Annotated in this window: 16 protein-coding genes and 2 riboswitches; of the genes, 10 read left to right on the forward strand and 6 right to left on the reverse strand. The window is 53.7% G+C overall.

Annotation, left to right across the window (positions count from 1 at the left end; translation table 11 throughout):
- The first annotated feature begins 13 nt into the window (after positions 1–13).
- The 10 genes from BUA65_RS00310 to BUA65_RS00355 all read left to right on the forward strand — a co-directional run bounded on the left by BUA65_RS00310 (position 14) and on the right by BUA65_RS00355 (position 10,723).
- Entirely contained in the window at positions 14–217 is a 204-nt protein-coding gene (locus tag BUA65_RS00310) for a hypothetical protein (protein ID WP_072866776.1), read from the forward strand.
- Between the two features lie 121 nt (positions 218–338).
- Entirely contained in the window at positions 339–992 is a 654-nt protein-coding gene (locus tag BUA65_RS00315; protein ID WP_242656175.1) for a heparan-alpha-glucosaminide N-acetyltransferase, read from the forward strand.
- Between the two features lie 73 nt (positions 993–1,065).
- Positions 1,066–1,129: riboswitch (Fluoride riboswitch) on the forward strand.
- 62 nt (positions 1,130–1,191) lie between these two features.
- A complete protein-coding gene (locus BUA65_RS00320; protein WP_072866778.1) occupies positions 1,192–2,364 on the forward strand; it encodes a cation:proton antiporter in 1,173 nt (390 codons plus the stop codon).
- Between the two features lie 126 nt (positions 2,365–2,490).
- Complete coding sequence (locus tag BUA65_RS00325) at positions 2,491–2,922, forward strand: universal stress protein (RefSeq protein ID WP_072866779.1); 432 nt, start codon at positions 2,491–2,493, stop codon at positions 2,920–2,922.
- 9 nt (positions 2,923–2,931) lie between these two features.
- A riboswitch (Fluoride riboswitch) is annotated at positions 2,932–2,993 on the forward strand.
- 82 nt (positions 2,994–3,075) lie between these two features.
- Positions 3,076–4,848: a dynamin family protein gene (locus BUA65_RS00330; protein ID WP_072866780.1), complete on the forward strand. Its 1,773-nt coding sequence runs from the start codon at positions 3,076–3,078 to the stop codon at positions 4,846–4,848.
- Between the two features lie 136 nt (positions 4,849–4,984).
- Positions 4,985–5,458, forward strand: coding sequence for a HEAT repeat domain-containing protein (locus BUA65_RS00335; RefSeq protein ID WP_072866781.1), 474 nt, complete (start codon positions 4,985–4,987; stop codon positions 5,456–5,458).
- A complete protein-coding gene (locus BUA65_RS00340; RefSeq protein ID WP_242656177.1) occupies positions 5,455–7,125 on the forward strand; it encodes a class I adenylate-forming enzyme family protein in 1,671 nt (556 codons plus the stop codon). Before BUA65_RS00335 ends, BUA65_RS00340 begins: the two co-directional genes overlap by 4 nt.
- A 139-nt stretch (positions 7,126–7,264) precedes the next feature.
- Positions 7,265–7,786, forward strand: coding sequence for an acyl-CoA thioesterase (locus BUA65_RS00345; protein WP_072866783.1), 522 nt, complete (start codon positions 7,265–7,267; stop codon positions 7,784–7,786).
- Positions 7,765–9,000, forward strand: a complete 1,236-nt coding sequence (gene fabF / locus BUA65_RS00350; RefSeq protein ID WP_072866784.1) for a beta-ketoacyl-ACP synthase II — start codon at positions 7,765–7,767, stop codon at positions 8,998–9,000. Before BUA65_RS00345 ends, fabF begins: the two co-directional genes overlap by 22 nt.
- A gap of 523 nt (positions 9,001–9,523) precedes the next feature.
- Positions 9,524–10,723, forward strand: coding sequence for an MFS transporter (locus tag BUA65_RS00355; protein WP_242656179.1), 1,200 nt, complete (start codon positions 9,524–9,526; stop codon positions 10,721–10,723).
- Between the two features lie 37 nt (positions 10,724–10,760).
- On the opposite strand, the gene BUA65_RS00360 is transcribed toward BUA65_RS00355, so the two are convergent.
- From BUA65_RS00360 to BUA65_RS00385, 6 genes are all read right to left on the reverse strand, one after another.
- Positions 10,761–11,315 (reverse strand): Chromate resistance protein ChrB, encoded by a 555-nt coding sequence (locus BUA65_RS00360; protein ID WP_207543833.1) that lies wholly within the window; start codon positions 11,313–11,315, stop codon positions 10,761–10,763.
- A gap of 45 nt (positions 11,316–11,360) precedes the next feature.
- Positions 11,361–12,095, reverse strand: coding sequence for a chromosomal replication initiator protein DnaA (locus BUA65_RS00365; protein WP_072866786.1), 735 nt, complete (start codon positions 12,093–12,095; stop codon positions 11,361–11,363).
- Between the two features lie 3 nt (positions 12,096–12,098).
- Complete coding sequence (gene floA, locus BUA65_RS00370) at positions 12,099–13,115, reverse strand: flotillin-like protein FloA (RefSeq protein WP_072866787.1); 1,017 nt, start codon at positions 13,113–13,115, stop codon at positions 12,099–12,101.
- Between the two features lie 120 nt (positions 13,116–13,235).
- On the reverse strand, positions 13,236–13,736 hold the full coding sequence (locus tag BUA65_RS00375) for an NfeD family protein (RefSeq protein WP_072866788.1): 501 nt from the start codon (positions 13,734–13,736) through the stop codon (positions 13,236–13,238).
- 174 nt (positions 13,737–13,910) lie between these two features.
- The gene (gene rpsU, locus BUA65_RS00380; RefSeq protein ID WP_013823688.1) at positions 13,911–14,087 is read right to left on the reverse strand and encodes a 30S ribosomal protein S21; all 177 of its coding nucleotides are present in this window, start codon (positions 14,085–14,087) and stop codon (positions 13,911–13,913) included.
- Between the two features lie 115 nt (positions 14,088–14,202).
- Positions 14,203–14,547 (reverse strand): histidine triad nucleotide-binding protein, encoded by a 345-nt coding sequence (locus tag BUA65_RS00385; RefSeq protein ID WP_072866949.1) that lies wholly within the window; start codon positions 14,545–14,547, stop codon positions 14,203–14,205.
- Positions 14,548–14,551 lie beyond the last annotated feature (4 nt).

Raw genomic sequence — 14,551 nt, forward strand, 5'->3', positions numbered from 1 at the left:
GGAGCCGAGATACATGAATAATCCCGCTCGCGCGAGCGTCTTGATCTACACGGGCATCTCCCTGGCCGCCGCCTTTCTCTTTCTTCTATCCACCTATGCCACGGGGATTTCCTACCCGGCCGTGGCCCGCATCGGGGGCGCCGTGTGGGTCTTTATTCTGAGCATGATCATCACCATGCCCGTTGTCATTTCGTACGTGAACAAAAGGCACATTTGAACGGAGGAATCCAGCCATAAAGCCGGCCGTCAGCGCAAGCACAGCAAAAAAGCACATAAAAGCAGCATCAATTAACCGCGTATGGGAAATCGACCTTTTCCGGGGAGTGGCCCTCCTGTTAATGGTGACCTTTCACTTACTTTATGACCTGGCAGAGTTTTACCATCTTCCCCTGGATTACCAGAAGGGCCTGATTTATTACACGGGTAAGATGGCGGCCACTCTCTTCATCCTCATTGCAGGCATAAGCTCTTTCTTCAGCTCCAATAACCTGCGGCGGGGGATAAAAATCCTCCTATGGGGGTTCATCATTTATATCGTTACGGGGGTGGCGCTCCCCGGAAGCAACATCATCTTCGGCATCCTGCAATTCCTGGGGACAAGCATGATCCTGGCCCGCATTTTCATGGGACTACCTTCACCTGTTCTAATGGTCATGGGCGCCCTTCTCCTGCTGGCCGGACGCTATACCGGCACCCTTACTTGGCCCCACAACTGGCTGGCCTGGCTGGGCTTGGTGAGGGACGGCTTCTTTTCCGTGGACTATTACCCCCTTCTCCCCTGGTTTGGGGTGTTCCTGTGGGGCATGGCCCTGGGGCGAATGTTTTACCCCTCTAAACGAAGCCTTTTTCCCCATTCTCCCCTGCCCTTCCACCCGCTGGGCCGGTCATTGCTATTCCTGGGCCGGCATTCGCTGACCATCTACCTGGTACACCAGCCTGTAATTTTATTACTCCTGTACCTGTTTTTTTCTGGCTGTAAAATAGTAAAGTGATCCTGTTTCCGTATCAAGTAGTTTCTTATTGACACCTTCTGGCTAAACATGCTAATATACTTCCGTCAGATATATCCCACCAGGCGATGGAGCTCGCCTTAAATTGCCTTTTCCAGGCTAATAGCTCCTACCAGAATCCCGCAGGGTTTCCGGTAGGAGCTTTTATAATGCAACTTAGCGAGAAAGGGAGGTATTTTCTTTGAACACGTGGCTTGTGGCAGCCACCTGGATTGGGCTGGCCTTAGCCGCCGGGTTAATTTCCGTACGTACCGGTATATCGGTAGCCATGGTGGAGATCATGGTGGGGGTAATCGGCGGCAATTACCTGGGACTGGAAGTAAACACCTGGGTTAACTTCCTGGCGGGATTGGGCGCCATCGTCCTTACTTTTCTGGCCGGGGCCGAAGTGGATCCGGCGGTGCTGAAAAGCAAGTTCAAGGAAAGCGTTTCCCTGGGTGTGGTAGGTTTTCTTTTCCCCTTCCTGGGGGCTTTTGCCTATACCTACTATGTAGCCGGGTGGAACCTGCAGGCGGCGCAGATTGCCGGCATCGCCCTTTCCACCACTTCCGTGGCTATAGTGTACGCGGTCATGGTGGAAACGCGCCTGAACGAAACGGAACTAGGGCAAATCATCCTGGCCGCCTGTTTCATTAACGACCTGGGCACGGTGCTGGCCCTAGGCATACTCTTTGCCAACTATGACTACTGGATGCTCGTCTTTATTGCGGCCACCGCGGTTGTCCTGTTCTTAATGCCCAAAATCACACCCGCCTTTCAGGAAAGGTTCGGCCGCCAGGTAAGCCAGATTGAGGTAAAATACGTGCTTTTTGCCCTGCTGTTGCTGGGGGGGCTGGCCGGCAAGGCCAACAGCGAAGCCGTCTTGCCGGCCTACCTGCTGGGCCTGGCCCTGGCGGGTTTCTTTCAGAGGGAAAAAGAACTTTTGCAGCGCATGCGGGCCGCCGCCTTTGCCTTCCTCACCCCATTCTACTTCCTGAAAGCAGGTCTGTATGTTTCCCTGCCCGCCGTCGTAGGTTCCTTTGGGTTAATCTTGATCCTGCTGATGGTAAAAATGGTAAGCAAATTTGTTGGAATATGGCCTCTAACCAGGCTGTTTCGTTATAAGCACCGGGAAGGCATGTACACCACATTGCTCATGTGTACGGGCCTGACCTTTGGCACCATCTCTTCTCTTTTCGGGCTGAGCCATCACTACATCGACCAGCAGCAGTACACCATACTGGTAACGGTAGTGATAGCCAGCGGGGTGATTCCCACCATTATCGCCCAGGCCTTTTTCCGGCCCCGGGTGCAGGCGGCCGAAGCCGGCGATGTAGTTTCCATCTCCGAACGTCACCCGGTACCGGAGGAGTGAGGACTGTTTTAAGAATCCCCCGAGACACGTTTTCTGGAAGTCCCTGCCGAAAAAGAGGAGTTACTAGCGATTAAGATTATGAAAGCAATTACCCGAAGGACGGGAGACTAACGAAAGGGTGAGATTATGTACCGCAAGATCATGGTGGCCTATGATGGTTCTCCCTACTCCAACAAGGCCCTGTCTGTAGGAATGGAGCTGGCCCGTTGCTGCGGGTGCGAGCTGCACGCGGTTGCCGTGGTAAACCTGCCCGATTATGCGGGCACCGTAGCAGAAGTAGACGACATGGTGACCAGGGCACGGGAATTTTACGAAAAGAAGCTGGGAGATGCGGTTTCCCGAGCAGCCGGCAAAAACGTAAAGCTGACCACGCATTTGATCTTCGGCCACGTGGGAGAAACCATCGTGCGCTTTGCCAGGGAGAATAATTTTGATTTGATAGTCGTGGGAACCCACGGCTGGAGCGCCATTCAAAAGCTGGTCATGGGCAGCGTTTCTTCCTACGTAATCCGTCACGCGGCGTGTGATGTACTGGTGGCAAAAGGCAGGGAAGACTAATCCAAGAAACTGCTCCACGGCGATGGAGCTCGCCTGGAATGCCCGGAAAGGCTGATGGCTCCTACCAAAATCCAGTAAGGTGATGGTAGGAGTTTTTGTTCATTTTCCGGCATACTGCTCCCTTAAACACGGAAGCAAAGAGGTGATTGGTTGATGCTGGAACATTTTCGTGAGCAAAAAACACTGCTCACCAATGCAGTCGAACAATTGATCACTCTGGCTGAGGCCGGGGGAAACCGCTTTGCGGTGGACCTGCTCACCGAAAGCCTGGCCCGGGTTGCCTCAGAGACATTCACCCTGGTGGTGATGGGTGAGTTTAAGCGGGGCAAGTCAACCCTGATCAATGCCCTTGTGGGAACGCGCATCCTGCCTACCGCCATCGTACCTCTTACAGCGATCCCCACCTTTATACGCTATGGCACGGAACCGCAGGCAACGGTCGTGTTCCTGGACGGACGAAGCGAAAAAGTACCCGTTGGAGCTATCGTGCAGTACGTAACGGAAAAAGAAAACCCCCGTAACATTAAGAAAGTGCGCGAAGTGGAGGTTATCTATCCCGCCCCTTTCCTGGCTGAAGGAATTATCCTGGTGGATACTCCCGGGGTGGGTTCGGCCTACACCCATAATACCGAAGCAGCCTACGGCTACCTGCCCCGGGCCGACGCAGCGCTATTTGTTATTTCGGTAGATGCACCGCTGGGCAAGGGAGAACTGGATTACCTGCGCGACATCCGGCACCACGTACACAAGCTCATATTTGTGCTGAACAAAATTGACATTGTCAATCCGCATGACCTGGCGGAAGCTTTGGACTTCACCCGCAGGATGCTGCAGGAACAACTTCAGACTCAGGATATATTACTGGTCCCGCTTTCAGCCCGCCTGGCCCTGGAAGGAAAGGAGCAGAATGATGCAGAACGGCTGAAAACAAGCCAGATGACGGAACTGGAGAACCTGATAAACGATCTGATCAGGCGCCAGAAGGGAGCGCTCATTATTTCAGCCACTGCCTCGCGGGCGCTGCGCATCCTGAATGAACTGGAGCTGGGACTGGAGATCTGGCGCCGCGGCATGGAAGATTCCCTGGAAGAACTGGAGAGGAAGATTGCCGCTTTTGAAGCGGAACTGGCCCATCTGGAGCAAGAACGGGAAGACAGCATCTACTTGCTTTACCGGGAGGTGGATAAGCTGGCCGCCAGGGTGGCGGAAGATATGGAAGCTTTTGAACGCCGCGTGTTTCCTCAACTGGCCGGACAACTGGAGGAATTCATCGAAGAGAATTACCCCAGGCATTCGGTGAAAGAAACTGCCGGTCTGGCCCACGATTACATCAAAAGGATCATCCTGGGCGTACTGGAAGAACAAAGGGAGCGCGAAAAAGAAATAATGCAGCAGGAATTCGCCCGGGTGGCAGGACGGTTTTTCCAGCGCATCGAAGATATAGTAGACCGTTTGATGGCTGCCTCGGCAGAAATTTTCCAGGTAGAAGTACACAAAACGGCTTATAAAGACTATATTCTGGGCGATCGCTATTTCTACTTCCACTTTTACGAACACCCCACCTTTATTCCCGCTTTTGAAGAATTGACCGTAGCATCTCTTTTACCAAAGGCATTACTTAAAAAACACATCCTCACCAAAACCCGTGCCAGTTTGGCGGAGCTTTTGAACCGCAACTGCGGTAGGGTGCGGGCCGACCTGGTGGAGAGTTTAAAGGAAAAAGTACGCCAGGTGGCAGGTGAGCTGAGGTTACGCTCGGACGCTGTTGCCTTCAGCCTTAAAACCGCTTTGCAAAAAGCCCTTGAGGAAAAGAAAGCCAGTGTCGCCGAACAAGAAAAATCCCGTGCCAAATGCGAAGAGGAAAAACAAAAGCTCTCTATTTTAAGGCAAAATCTAGAAGGCCTTTTGAAACTGGAAAATAATTGAAGAAGGCCCAGTTAGGAACGCGGGAGATCACCGGCCCGTTTCCGGTCTGGTTGCCAGTGCAACGGCTTGTGGGCCTGGCTTCAGGTGCAGGATTCGTCAACAACCTGCTTTTGCCGGTAGAGTGGAGGTGTTTGCCATGAAACCGACGGGGAGATATGTGGAAAAATTGATCGCCTCCCTCAGACATGAAGATCCCGCCATCCGGCGAAGGGCGGCCTGGCTGCTGGGAAAATTGAAAGAAAAATCGGCTGTCTTGCCGCTCCTCCATTGCCTTATGGAAAACGGCAACGATCCTTACATTTTGGCCGATGCGGCTCTTGCCCTGGGAGAAATCGGTGATAGGCAGGCGACGGCGCATCTAATATTTTTATTACAACATAATTCGTTTCTGCCGGCCCGTCTGGCAGCCGTCGAAGCGCTGGGCAGGCTGGGTGGCAACCGGGCCAGGGAAGCCCTCACCGAAGCTCTGAAGGACCCAAATCAGGTGGTACGTATAGCCGCCGCAGAGGCACTGCACGCCCTGGATTTTAAGGATTCGGTAAGAAGTAATGAAAAAGTGGCTCGTGACTCTCCGGAAAAGAGTCAATTCTATACGGGGAGGTTAGAATGATGAACCGGGGAGACTACACTTACGACATATGTATGTTCAAAGATATCTTTGAATATGAATTTACCTACCTGAACGGCTTTTTGCGTAACGTGCACCGGTTTGCCGGAAAACCGGCTCTTACCTGCCCTCTGCGGGGAAAAACGTGGACGTACGCCGAACTTAACCGGGAATGTAACAGGCTGGCTCATGCGCTACTGGCCGATGGGGTGGGCAAAAACGATGTGGTCATGTACCAGTTACTGAATAGCGCAGAATTTGTTTTCCTCTACCTGGCTCCACAAAAGATAGGCGCTATCAACTGCCCCATTAATTTCCGGCTGGCCTACGGAGAAACCGCTTATATTATTGACGACAGCAAACCAGCCGTGTTCTTTTATGACGTGGAAGTGAAGGAAACGGCTGAAAAAGCACTGGCCATGGCCCGGCACAAACCACGCCGGGTGGTTATGGTGGATCCCTGGGCCAAAGAAAAACCCTTTGCCGGTTCCATTACCTTCAAAGACTATGTAAAAAACCAGCCAGAGCATGATCCGGACATCCCCCGGCCCAAGCACATATACGATGAAACCACCAGGCTCTACACTTCCGGGACCACCGGCAGGCCCAAGGGGGTGCCCATTAACAACATAAACGAGGTTCTATCCGCCCACGACGTGATCATGCACTTTCCCCTGTCGCCTCTGGACAAAACCATGAACATGAGCCCGTGGTTCCACCGCGGCGGCCTGCATTCCGGCGGACCCAACCCCACCCTGTACGTGGGGGGAGAAGTGATAGTGCTCAGGCAGTTCACGCCCCGCACCTGCCTGGACTATGTGGAGAAGTACGGTATTACTTTCCTGATCGGAGCCCCGCCCATGCTCAAGCTGTTGCATGACTTTCAGAGTAAAAATCCCAGGGATCTGAGCAGTTTGAAGGGCATTGTCACTATGGGCGCGCCACTGGAGCGGGAAGCCTGCATTAAGTTTCAACAGGTGCTCACCCCCAACATTTTTAACGGTTACGGCACCTCCGAAGCCTTTTGGAACACCTTTCTGCGCCCCTACGACCTGCCGCAGATGGCCGGTTCGGCAGGCCGCGCCTGCACGGATGACGATGTCGCGGTGGTAAAAATCTACCCTGACCGCCGGGCCGAACCGGATGACTACGTAGCCAAGGATAACAGGGAGATCGGTGAAATCATAGTAAAGGCACCGGCCAAAACCACATATAGCTATGTGAATAACCCGGCGGAAAGCGAACGGGTTTTTTACAAGGGCTGGATTTACATCGGTGATCTGGGCACTTGGGATGAAAATGAATACATCACCGTGGTGGGAAGAAAAGACGATATGATCATCTCGGCGGGTGAGAACATTTACCCGGATCAGGTAGAGGAAGTAATTAACGAGCATCCCAAAGTAAAGGAATCGGTGGTAATCGGAGTCCCCGATGAAATCCGCGGGGAAGCCGTCGTAGCCTATGTCATCAAAGCGGATCCCTCCCTCACTGCCAGAGAACTGGACGAGCATTGCCGTAACCATCCCATGCTGGCCATGTACAAAAAACCTCGTTATTACAGATTTGTGGAGGAGATACCCTACACAGCCACGGGGAAAAAGATACGCTACAAAGTAAAAGAGCAGGCGATCAGGGATCAACAGGCGGGTCTGCTGGAACGGGCCTGACCGGCGGCGAACGCGGTGTAGTGTTCAATTGCTCTTAACACCTCCAGCTTTCCGCTGGCACGATTTCGCTTAAAACCAGCGCCCGGTGAACAGTGCAGGAAACTTGTACCGGTTTAACTTCATTGAGGGGGATGTTCTAATGAGCGAGCAGTATCCTTTTTGCCGCCTTGAAATGGAGGTTGGCTGGGGTGACTGCGACGCCGCCGGCATTGCTTACTACGCCCAATACTTTGATTGGTTTTCCAACGGTCGCATTCAGCTTTTCAAAAAATACGGCTTGCCCTATATGACCTTTTTTCAACGGCAAAACATCAATATGGTGGCTCTTGAGGCCGGTTGCCGGTATAAAAAGTCGCTACGGCCGGAGGAGATAATCATTTTGGAAACCGTCCTGGTCATTTTAACCCGGACGAGAATCGGATTTAAATATAAAATATTTAAAAAAGACGGGGTGCTTGCCGCCGAGGGTTTTACCACCCACGCTTATGTGGATGAGCGGGGAAAGCCTTTTGATTTAAAAAAACGCCATCCTGCCCTGTGGGAAAAGATAAACGCCCTATTTGGTGAACCAAAGGGTGATGAGATACGGGGTGTTCAAGATTTCAGTTCGGCTGAAGGCATAAGCAGGGAGGTGGAAGAGTGGAAAAGCGGGAGCGGGTAGTAATCACTGGGATGGGCGCGGTCACACCCATTGGTATAGGTGTGGAACCTTACTGGCGTAACCTGTTGCAGGGGAAATGCGGGGTCGGGTACATTTCCAGGTTCAATACCGATCACCTGCCGGTTAAAATTGGGGCCGAAGTTCGGGATTTCAGGGCGGAGGATTTTTTACCCAAAAAACTGGTCAAAGAAACGGACCTGTTTATGCAGTATGCCCTGGTGGCAGCCGGAGAAGCCCTCCAGGACGGCAGCCCTACCGGAAATCCGGAACGCATGGGAGTGGTCATGGGCACCGCCGTCGGGGGCATCACTACCATTACAGAATCACAGGAGCGGCTCTGCCGTACCGGTTCCACCCGCATAAACCCCCATTTCATGCCCCGGATACTGGGCAACGTGGCTGCGGCGCAAGTCGCTATCCTCCACGGTTTGAAGGGACCAAGCCTGACCGTAAGTACCGCCTGTTCTTCGGGGGCGGATGCTGTGGGTACCGCACTCATGCTTTTGCAACGCGGAGAAGCCGATGTCATGGTGGTCGTAGGAGCTGAATCCATCATCTGTCCCCTGGTCATAGCCGGTCTTCATGCCGCCAGGGCCATCTCCACCCGCAACGACGCTCCGGAGAAGGCCAGCCGTCCCTTTGACCGCCGGCGGGACGGATTGGTGATGGGAGAGGGAGCTGGCGCGTTGATTCTGGAAACCCTTTCTCACGCTGAGCGCCGTGGCGCACGGATCAGGGCGGAATTAATTGGTTACGCCAACTTTGGCGACGGTTACCATACCACGGCGCCCGAACCCGGCGGGCGGGGAGAAATCCTGTGCATGCGTAAGGCCCTGGAAAGGGCGGGCTTGACACCCGGAGACATCGACTATATTAACGCTCATGGAACCTCCACGCCCCTGGGCGACCGGGTGGAAACTCTGGCCATTAAGGCCGTTTTTGGTTCCCGTGCTTTTCAGATTCCCATTAGCTCCACGAAGGGAGCCACGGGGCACCTGATGGGAGCCGGTGGCATAACCGAGTTAATAGCCTGTATCAAAGTCATCGAAGAAGAAATCGTACCGCCTACCATCAATTACGAAGAGCCGGATCCGGATTGTGACCTGGATTATGTGCCTAATATACCCCGCCGGACAAGAGTGAGGGTGGCCATGTCCAATTCCTTCGGATTTGGAGGGCAGAACGCCTGCCTGGTGGTGCGGGAATTTAGATGAGCCGGGTGCAAGCCGGCAACCGGATGTCTGTGGGTTCACTTTTCCCACCGGAAGGCATTCTTCCGAAAGCTGAATTGGGTGCACTGAAAAACCAGGATTGTGATTGTAACAGTTATTTAAGATACTTTTGGTGAAATAAGGTAAATTTATCCCAAATCCCCCGCCGAAGCTCCGGGGGATTTTATTTGCCCAAAGCAAGCGGATCTTTTCCAAAAGTCACCCCATCGACAATTTCATAAAGGCACGGTACGGCAACCTCGTATCTGTCCCCGGTTTTCAGAGGTTTGAATATAAAAAAGTATTGATCTATTAAACCACCATAGTTATAATCTAGATATAAACACAGTTATAATCTAAATGTAACAGCAGTTATATTTTTGGTCATTCTATCTCTCTGCTCTGTTACAAGAAGGGGGTGTTATATGGTGTAAAGTGGTTGATTTAATTTTTCCCCGCCTGGATACCATTCAACTTACAGATGGTTGTATCTACTGGAGGAGCAAACAGGAAAGGAGGACTCCTGATGGAATCTCATGGAGAAAAGAAAATGAACCAAACCACCCGGAAAGCATTCAAATTCATTATCCTGCTGGGAATCGTTAGCCTCTTTTCAGACATGACCTATGAAGGTGCCCGCAGCATTACCGGTCCTTTCCTGGCAGTGCTGGGGGCCACCGGAACAATCGTTGGTTTCGTTGCCGGACTGGGAGAACTGCTGGGTTACGGTGTGCGGCTGTTTTCCGGTTATATAAGCGATCGTACGGGGAGATACTGGCCGATTACAATACTGGGGTATTTTCTCAACCTCCTGGCGGTTCCTTTTCTGGCCCTGGCAGGTAACTGGCCGGTGGCAGCAGGTTTAATGATTACGGAAAGAGTGGGGAAGGCCATCCGTACTCCCGCCCGTGATGCCATGCTTTCTTACGCCACTTCGGAAGTTGGGAGAGGACGGGGATTTGGCCTTCACGAAGCTCTGGATCAAATTGGCGCCATTACCGGTCCTTTAATTGTAGCCCTGGTGTTATACTTTTTAAAAGGCAATTATAAAGCAGGATTTGCCGTTTTACTGGTGCCGGCTTCCGTTGCGCTAATAATCCTCATCGCTGCCAGGATTTTATATCCGGTCCCGCGAGAGCTGGAAGCAACGCCAATCATGGCGGTAGACAAAGGTTTACCGTCAAAATTCTGGCTTTACCTGGCAGCCGTCGCCCTCATAGCGGCCGGCTATGTTGATTATCCTTTAATTGCCTTCCACCTGGGTAAGACTTCTCTGATTTCGCCCGAATGGCTTCCAATACTTTATGCCATAGCAATGGCAGCCGATGCCCTGGCGGCTTTAATTTTTGGATACTTGTTTGACCGTACCGGAATCAATATTCTGGTCATAGCTGTACTGGTTTCATCCTCATTTGCACCCTTAGTGTTTTTGGGGGACTTTATAACAGTTGTAACAGGGATGGTAATCTGGGGTATTGGTATGGGGGCACAGGAATCGGTTTTAAGGGCAGCCATTGCCGGTATGATCCCTCCTGATAGGCGCGGTACTGCCTACGGGGTGTTCAACACCGGGTACGGCCTGTTCTGGTTCCTGGGCAGCGCCCTGATGGGGATTTTGTATGACCTGTCGGTGGGGTATGTGGTGGCATTTTCGGTGATAGTTCAGTTACTGGCAGTACCAATTATGCTTTATCTGGGAAAACGCAACAACTTAAAAGCAATATGAAATTCCAGTAAAATCCCAAAAATTTTTCTCAAATTTATCAGGATTCCATACACTCAGGTTTTTTATGCATGGAATCTTCGCATACAAAAACCCGATCGGCAAATTCATCCAGACGCGTACGGCACTCCTGTAATAGTTCCTTTGTCTTTTCTGCCAGGCTGGCCTGGAAGAAGTCTCTTTCCATAACCTTTTTCATCCATTTTTCCAGCTTGGCCAGATCTTCTTCGTTTTCTTCCAGTTCGGCGTAAGTAAAGTGCCGGCTTTCAGTTTCCATCTCTATTTCCTTGAAAAAATCTTCGCAACGGTCGATGATTTCCGCATATTCCTCGTCCCTGGCCGCATTGAAGAGTTCTATTAGGTTCTGTTCGCCAACGAGCAGCGTACCTTTGATTAAAAAGGATTCCCCTCCGCAATCCTCAATCTCTTTGCGCAATTGTCTGAACTGCCTTTCGGTGTCACGTCCGTAAGGCAAAACACAGACCCCGTTCTGCAGGTATATTGCTCCCAGGGACTTGATCCGCCGCCAGACTGCCGCCCTGTAACGGGACGGTTCTGGCGGCAACTTATAAACAAGTACAAGCCACTCCTGCACGTCATAGTACCTCCTCAATTGCAGCTTGATTTTGCCATGATGTTCCTACCGCGTCCCTCTCCTTCTCCGGGCCTGCCGGCCACCGCGGGAATTCAGCACTTCAGACAGGATTACCGCCGCAGCCAGGTTGCGTCTCGAAAGCAGGGGACATTGCACCGGCCGGGGGCAGAATCCCCGGGTTTCCGGAAAAACCTGGTCCGCACCTTCAATTCCGGAGACGTCCCATACGGAACGTTCCCGGCGGGCTTCACGCTCCGTTTCAGCCATCCGTTCCGGTTTATGTTCTAAAGCGGGGTCAGGGCGGCGCTCCTGTTGCTCCCGCCGGAACACACCAGCAGGTGCTTTGCGAACCTTTTCCCCGCCGGTCACCTGGCCGGGCGGATCCCCTTCCCGCCTGCTCCAGGGGCCGGGAAGCGGTCCTTCCTCCTGCCGGTTCCACGGGCCGGGAAGGGGAACATCCTCCGGGTCAGTTTCCCGGCGGTCCCATGGACCTGGCAGGGGCAAGTCAGTCTCTTCCGGCCTGCGGCTCCACGGACCGGGCAGGGGTAGATCCGCTTCTTCCTGTCGACGGCTCCAGGGTCCCGGTAAAGGCAAATCTTCCTCCTCCCCGTAATTCCCTGGTTCCCTTAAGGAACCATCCTGCGGTTTTTCCCGCGCATCCGGCTGCGGAAAGGGAGGAATGGGGCCCCCGGGATAACGCCGGCCAGACCTAGCGCGCTCCCTGGCAAAGAGTGTCCAGAAAATGAACAGGAGAAAAGCCCAGAAAATGAGCGCTTCCATGGGTTAGCGTTCCTTTCCCCTCATGGAGGACTCGCCGGGCTCACCCGGCTCGCCGCCCATCCTGGCCAGACCCTCGCGCATACGGGTATCGGCCAGCAGGTTTTGCATGTTGTAGTAATCCATGACACCCAGTTTGCCCTGGCGCAAAGCCTCGGCCATGGCCCGGGGCACTTCCGCTTCCGCTTCCACCACCCGGGCGCGCATTTCCTCCACCATGGCCCGCATCTCCTGCTCTTTGGCCACGGCCATGGCCCGCCGCTCCTCTGCCTTGGCCTGGGCAATGCGCTTGTCGGCTTCCGCCTGGTCGATTTGCAACTGGGCGCCGATGTTCCGCCCCACGTCCACGTCGGCAATATCAATGGAAAGGATTTCGAAAGCCGTCCCGGCATCCAGGCCCTTCCCCAGCACGGTCCGGGAAATGGAGTCCGGGTTTTCCAGCACGTGCTTGTGGCTTTCGGCACTGCCGACCGTAGTTACGACGCCTTCACCCACCCGGGCCAGGATGGTTTCCTCACCGGCACCACCCACCAGGCGGTCGATATTGGCCCGCACCGTAACCCGGGCGATAACCTTGACCTCAATACCGTCCTTGGCCACGGCAGATACCATGGGGGTTTGAATCACCTTGGGGTTGACGCTCATCTGCACCGCTTCCAGGACATTGCGCCCGGCCAGATCGATGGCCGCGGCCCGCTCAAAGGTGAGGGGAATGTCGGCCCGCTCGGCGGCAATGAGGGCATCCACCACCCGGTCCACATTACCCCCGGCGAGGTAATGGGCCTCCAGCTGGTTTACGGTTACATTGAGGCCGGCTTTATCGGCCTTAATCAACGGGCCGACAATTTTTGCCGGCGGGACGCGCCGCAGGCGCATGCCCACCAGGGTGAAAATGCCGATTTTTACTCCTGCGGCCAGGGCGGAAATCCACAGGCCTACGGGGATAAAACTGAAAATCACAGCCACGCCAATTAAAATGAGCAGGAAGAAAATGATTGTGGAAAGTCCAAGCAGAGTAAACATCCGACACCTCCTGTAAATTAATTAAAAGCGTAGTATGGTAACTGACTCCGGCTACTTTTGTCCTTGCAGTGAAGAAACACTACCTGCTATCCCGGCTTATATTTAGCTTGTGCAATACAGCTAAATGTAGTCTGCCCGGCGTACCACCACCCGGCTCCCTTCCACCCGCACCACCTGTACCTTCGCCCCGGCTGGGATGTATTCCCCGCCGGTAACCACATCCAGCCGCAAGCCGGCAATTTCCGCCGTCCCCGCGGGCCGCAGGGGGGTTAACGCCACCCCCGTAAGGTCCACCAGGTGCCCCAGGTCCACCTGCCCGGCCACATAGCCCTCATGTTTCTCCAGCCTTGTACCCAGGGTTAAACGCTGCCAGAGGTTCAGCCGGGACATAAATTTAAGCCCCAGGGAAAATACCACTATCGTGAGGGCCAGGGCCACCACCAGCGCAGCCGTGGCCTGGGTAAAATCCACCGCCAGCAACAATACCCCCCACGCCAGGAGAATGATCCCGGTCATCCCCGCCACGCCAAAGCCCGGAACGACGAAAATTTCCAGCACCAGGGCAATAAAGCCCAGCAAAAAAGCCAGTACCGAGAGCCAGGTTAAAAGTTGACCAGGCATAATCTTTGGTTCACCCCCCCCATCCGTTAAAATCCCCGGGGAGATCCGCAACGCCGGGACGGCAGCCGTAGAAGGTGTAAAAATGCCCGGCGCGCTTTAATCCAGCACCGGGCTTCTCCTGCTGACGCCACACGTGCGCGGTGAATTTTCGTTTCCGCCGGCCCGGCCAGGCAATTAACGGTACTTACGCCTTCTGGCCGCTTCGGATTTTTTCTTGCGCCGCACACTGGGTTTTTCGTAATGTTCATGCCGTCTTGCTTCGGCTAAGACGCCAGCTTTCTGACAGGAACGCTTGAAGCGACGGAGGGCGCTATCCAGGGTTTCATTCTTGCCAACACGTACTTCTGGCACTGCTCTTTTCCCTCCCTCCGCCAGGCTGTAAGGCTGTTCATATAAGTGCAAAGACCCCCAACCCAAAATTGCAAAATACCTTGTTATTATAGCTCGCTTTCTACAGTTGCGTCAACTAGCCCGGTGGCCACTGCAGCGCTCTACCCCCCAGCAAATGATAATGAATATGGAAAACCAGCTGGCCGGCATCTTCCTTGCAGTTGCTGACCAACCGAAATCCCTTCTCTTCCAGGTCCAACTGCCGGGCGACCCGGGCTGCCGCCAGCTGAACGCGTCCGATTATGGAAACGTCTTCATCCGCCAGGTCGAAGAAGGTGGGGATATGTTTTTTCGGAATGAGCAAGAGGTGGACGGGAGCCGCCGGGTGGATGTCCTTAAAGGCCATCACATGTTCATCCTCATAAACGATCTCGGCGGGAATCTCCTTTTTCACGATCTTGCAGAAAATGCAATCCTGCATCATG

Source organism: Desulfofundulus thermosubterraneus DSM 16057, assembly GCF_900142025.1.
GTDB lineage: Bacteria > Bacillota > Desulfotomaculia > Desulfotomaculales > Desulfovirgulaceae > Desulfofundulus > Desulfofundulus thermosubterraneus.

Excerpts from the sequence above, each read along its gene's own strand:
- BUA65_RS00345 (WP_072866783.1), top strand. The coding sequence starts at position 7,265 with ATGAGCGAGCAGTATCCTTTTTGCCGCCTTGAAATGGAGGTTGGCTGG.
- BUA65_RS00310 (WP_072866776.1), top strand. The coding sequence starts at position 14 with ATGAATAATCCCGCTCGCGCGAGCGTCTTGATCTACACGGGCATCTCC.
- BUA65_RS00365 (WP_072866786.1), bottom strand. The coding sequence starts at position 12,095 with ATGGAAGCGCTCATTTTCTGGGCTTTTCTCCTGTTCATTTTCTGGACA.
- BUA65_RS00385 (WP_072866949.1), bottom strand. The coding sequence starts at position 14,547 with ATGCAGGATTGCATTTTCTGCAAGATCGTGAAAAAGGAGATTCCCGCC.
- BUA65_RS00325 (WP_072866779.1), top strand. The coding sequence starts at position 2,491 with ATGTACCGCAAGATCATGGTGGCCTATGATGGTTCTCCCTACTCCAAC.
- BUA65_RS00340 (WP_242656177.1), top strand. The coding sequence starts at position 5,455 with ATGATGAACCGGGGAGACTACACTTACGACATATGTATGTTCAAAGAT.
- BUA65_RS00355 (WP_242656179.1), top strand. The coding sequence starts at position 9,524 with ATGGAATCTCATGGAGAAAAGAAAATGAACCAAACCACCCGGAAAGCA.
- BUA65_RS00335 (WP_072866781.1), top strand. The coding sequence starts at position 4,985 with ATGAAACCGACGGGGAGATATGTGGAAAAATTGATCGCCTCCCTCAGA.
- BUA65_RS00315 (WP_242656175.1), top strand. The coding sequence starts at position 339 with ATGGTGACCTTTCACTTACTTTATGACCTGGCAGAGTTTTACCATCTT.
- floA (WP_072866787.1), bottom strand. The coding sequence starts at position 13,115 with ATGTTTACTCTGCTTGGACTTTCCACAATCATTTTCTTCCTGCTCATT.
- BUA65_RS00330 (WP_072866780.1), top strand. The coding sequence starts at position 3,076 with ATGCTGGAACATTTTCGTGAGCAAAAAACACTGCTCACCAATGCAGTC.
- BUA65_RS00375 (WP_072866788.1), bottom strand. The coding sequence starts at position 13,736 with ATGCCTGGTCAACTTTTAACCTGGCTCTCGGTACTGGCTTTTTTGCTG.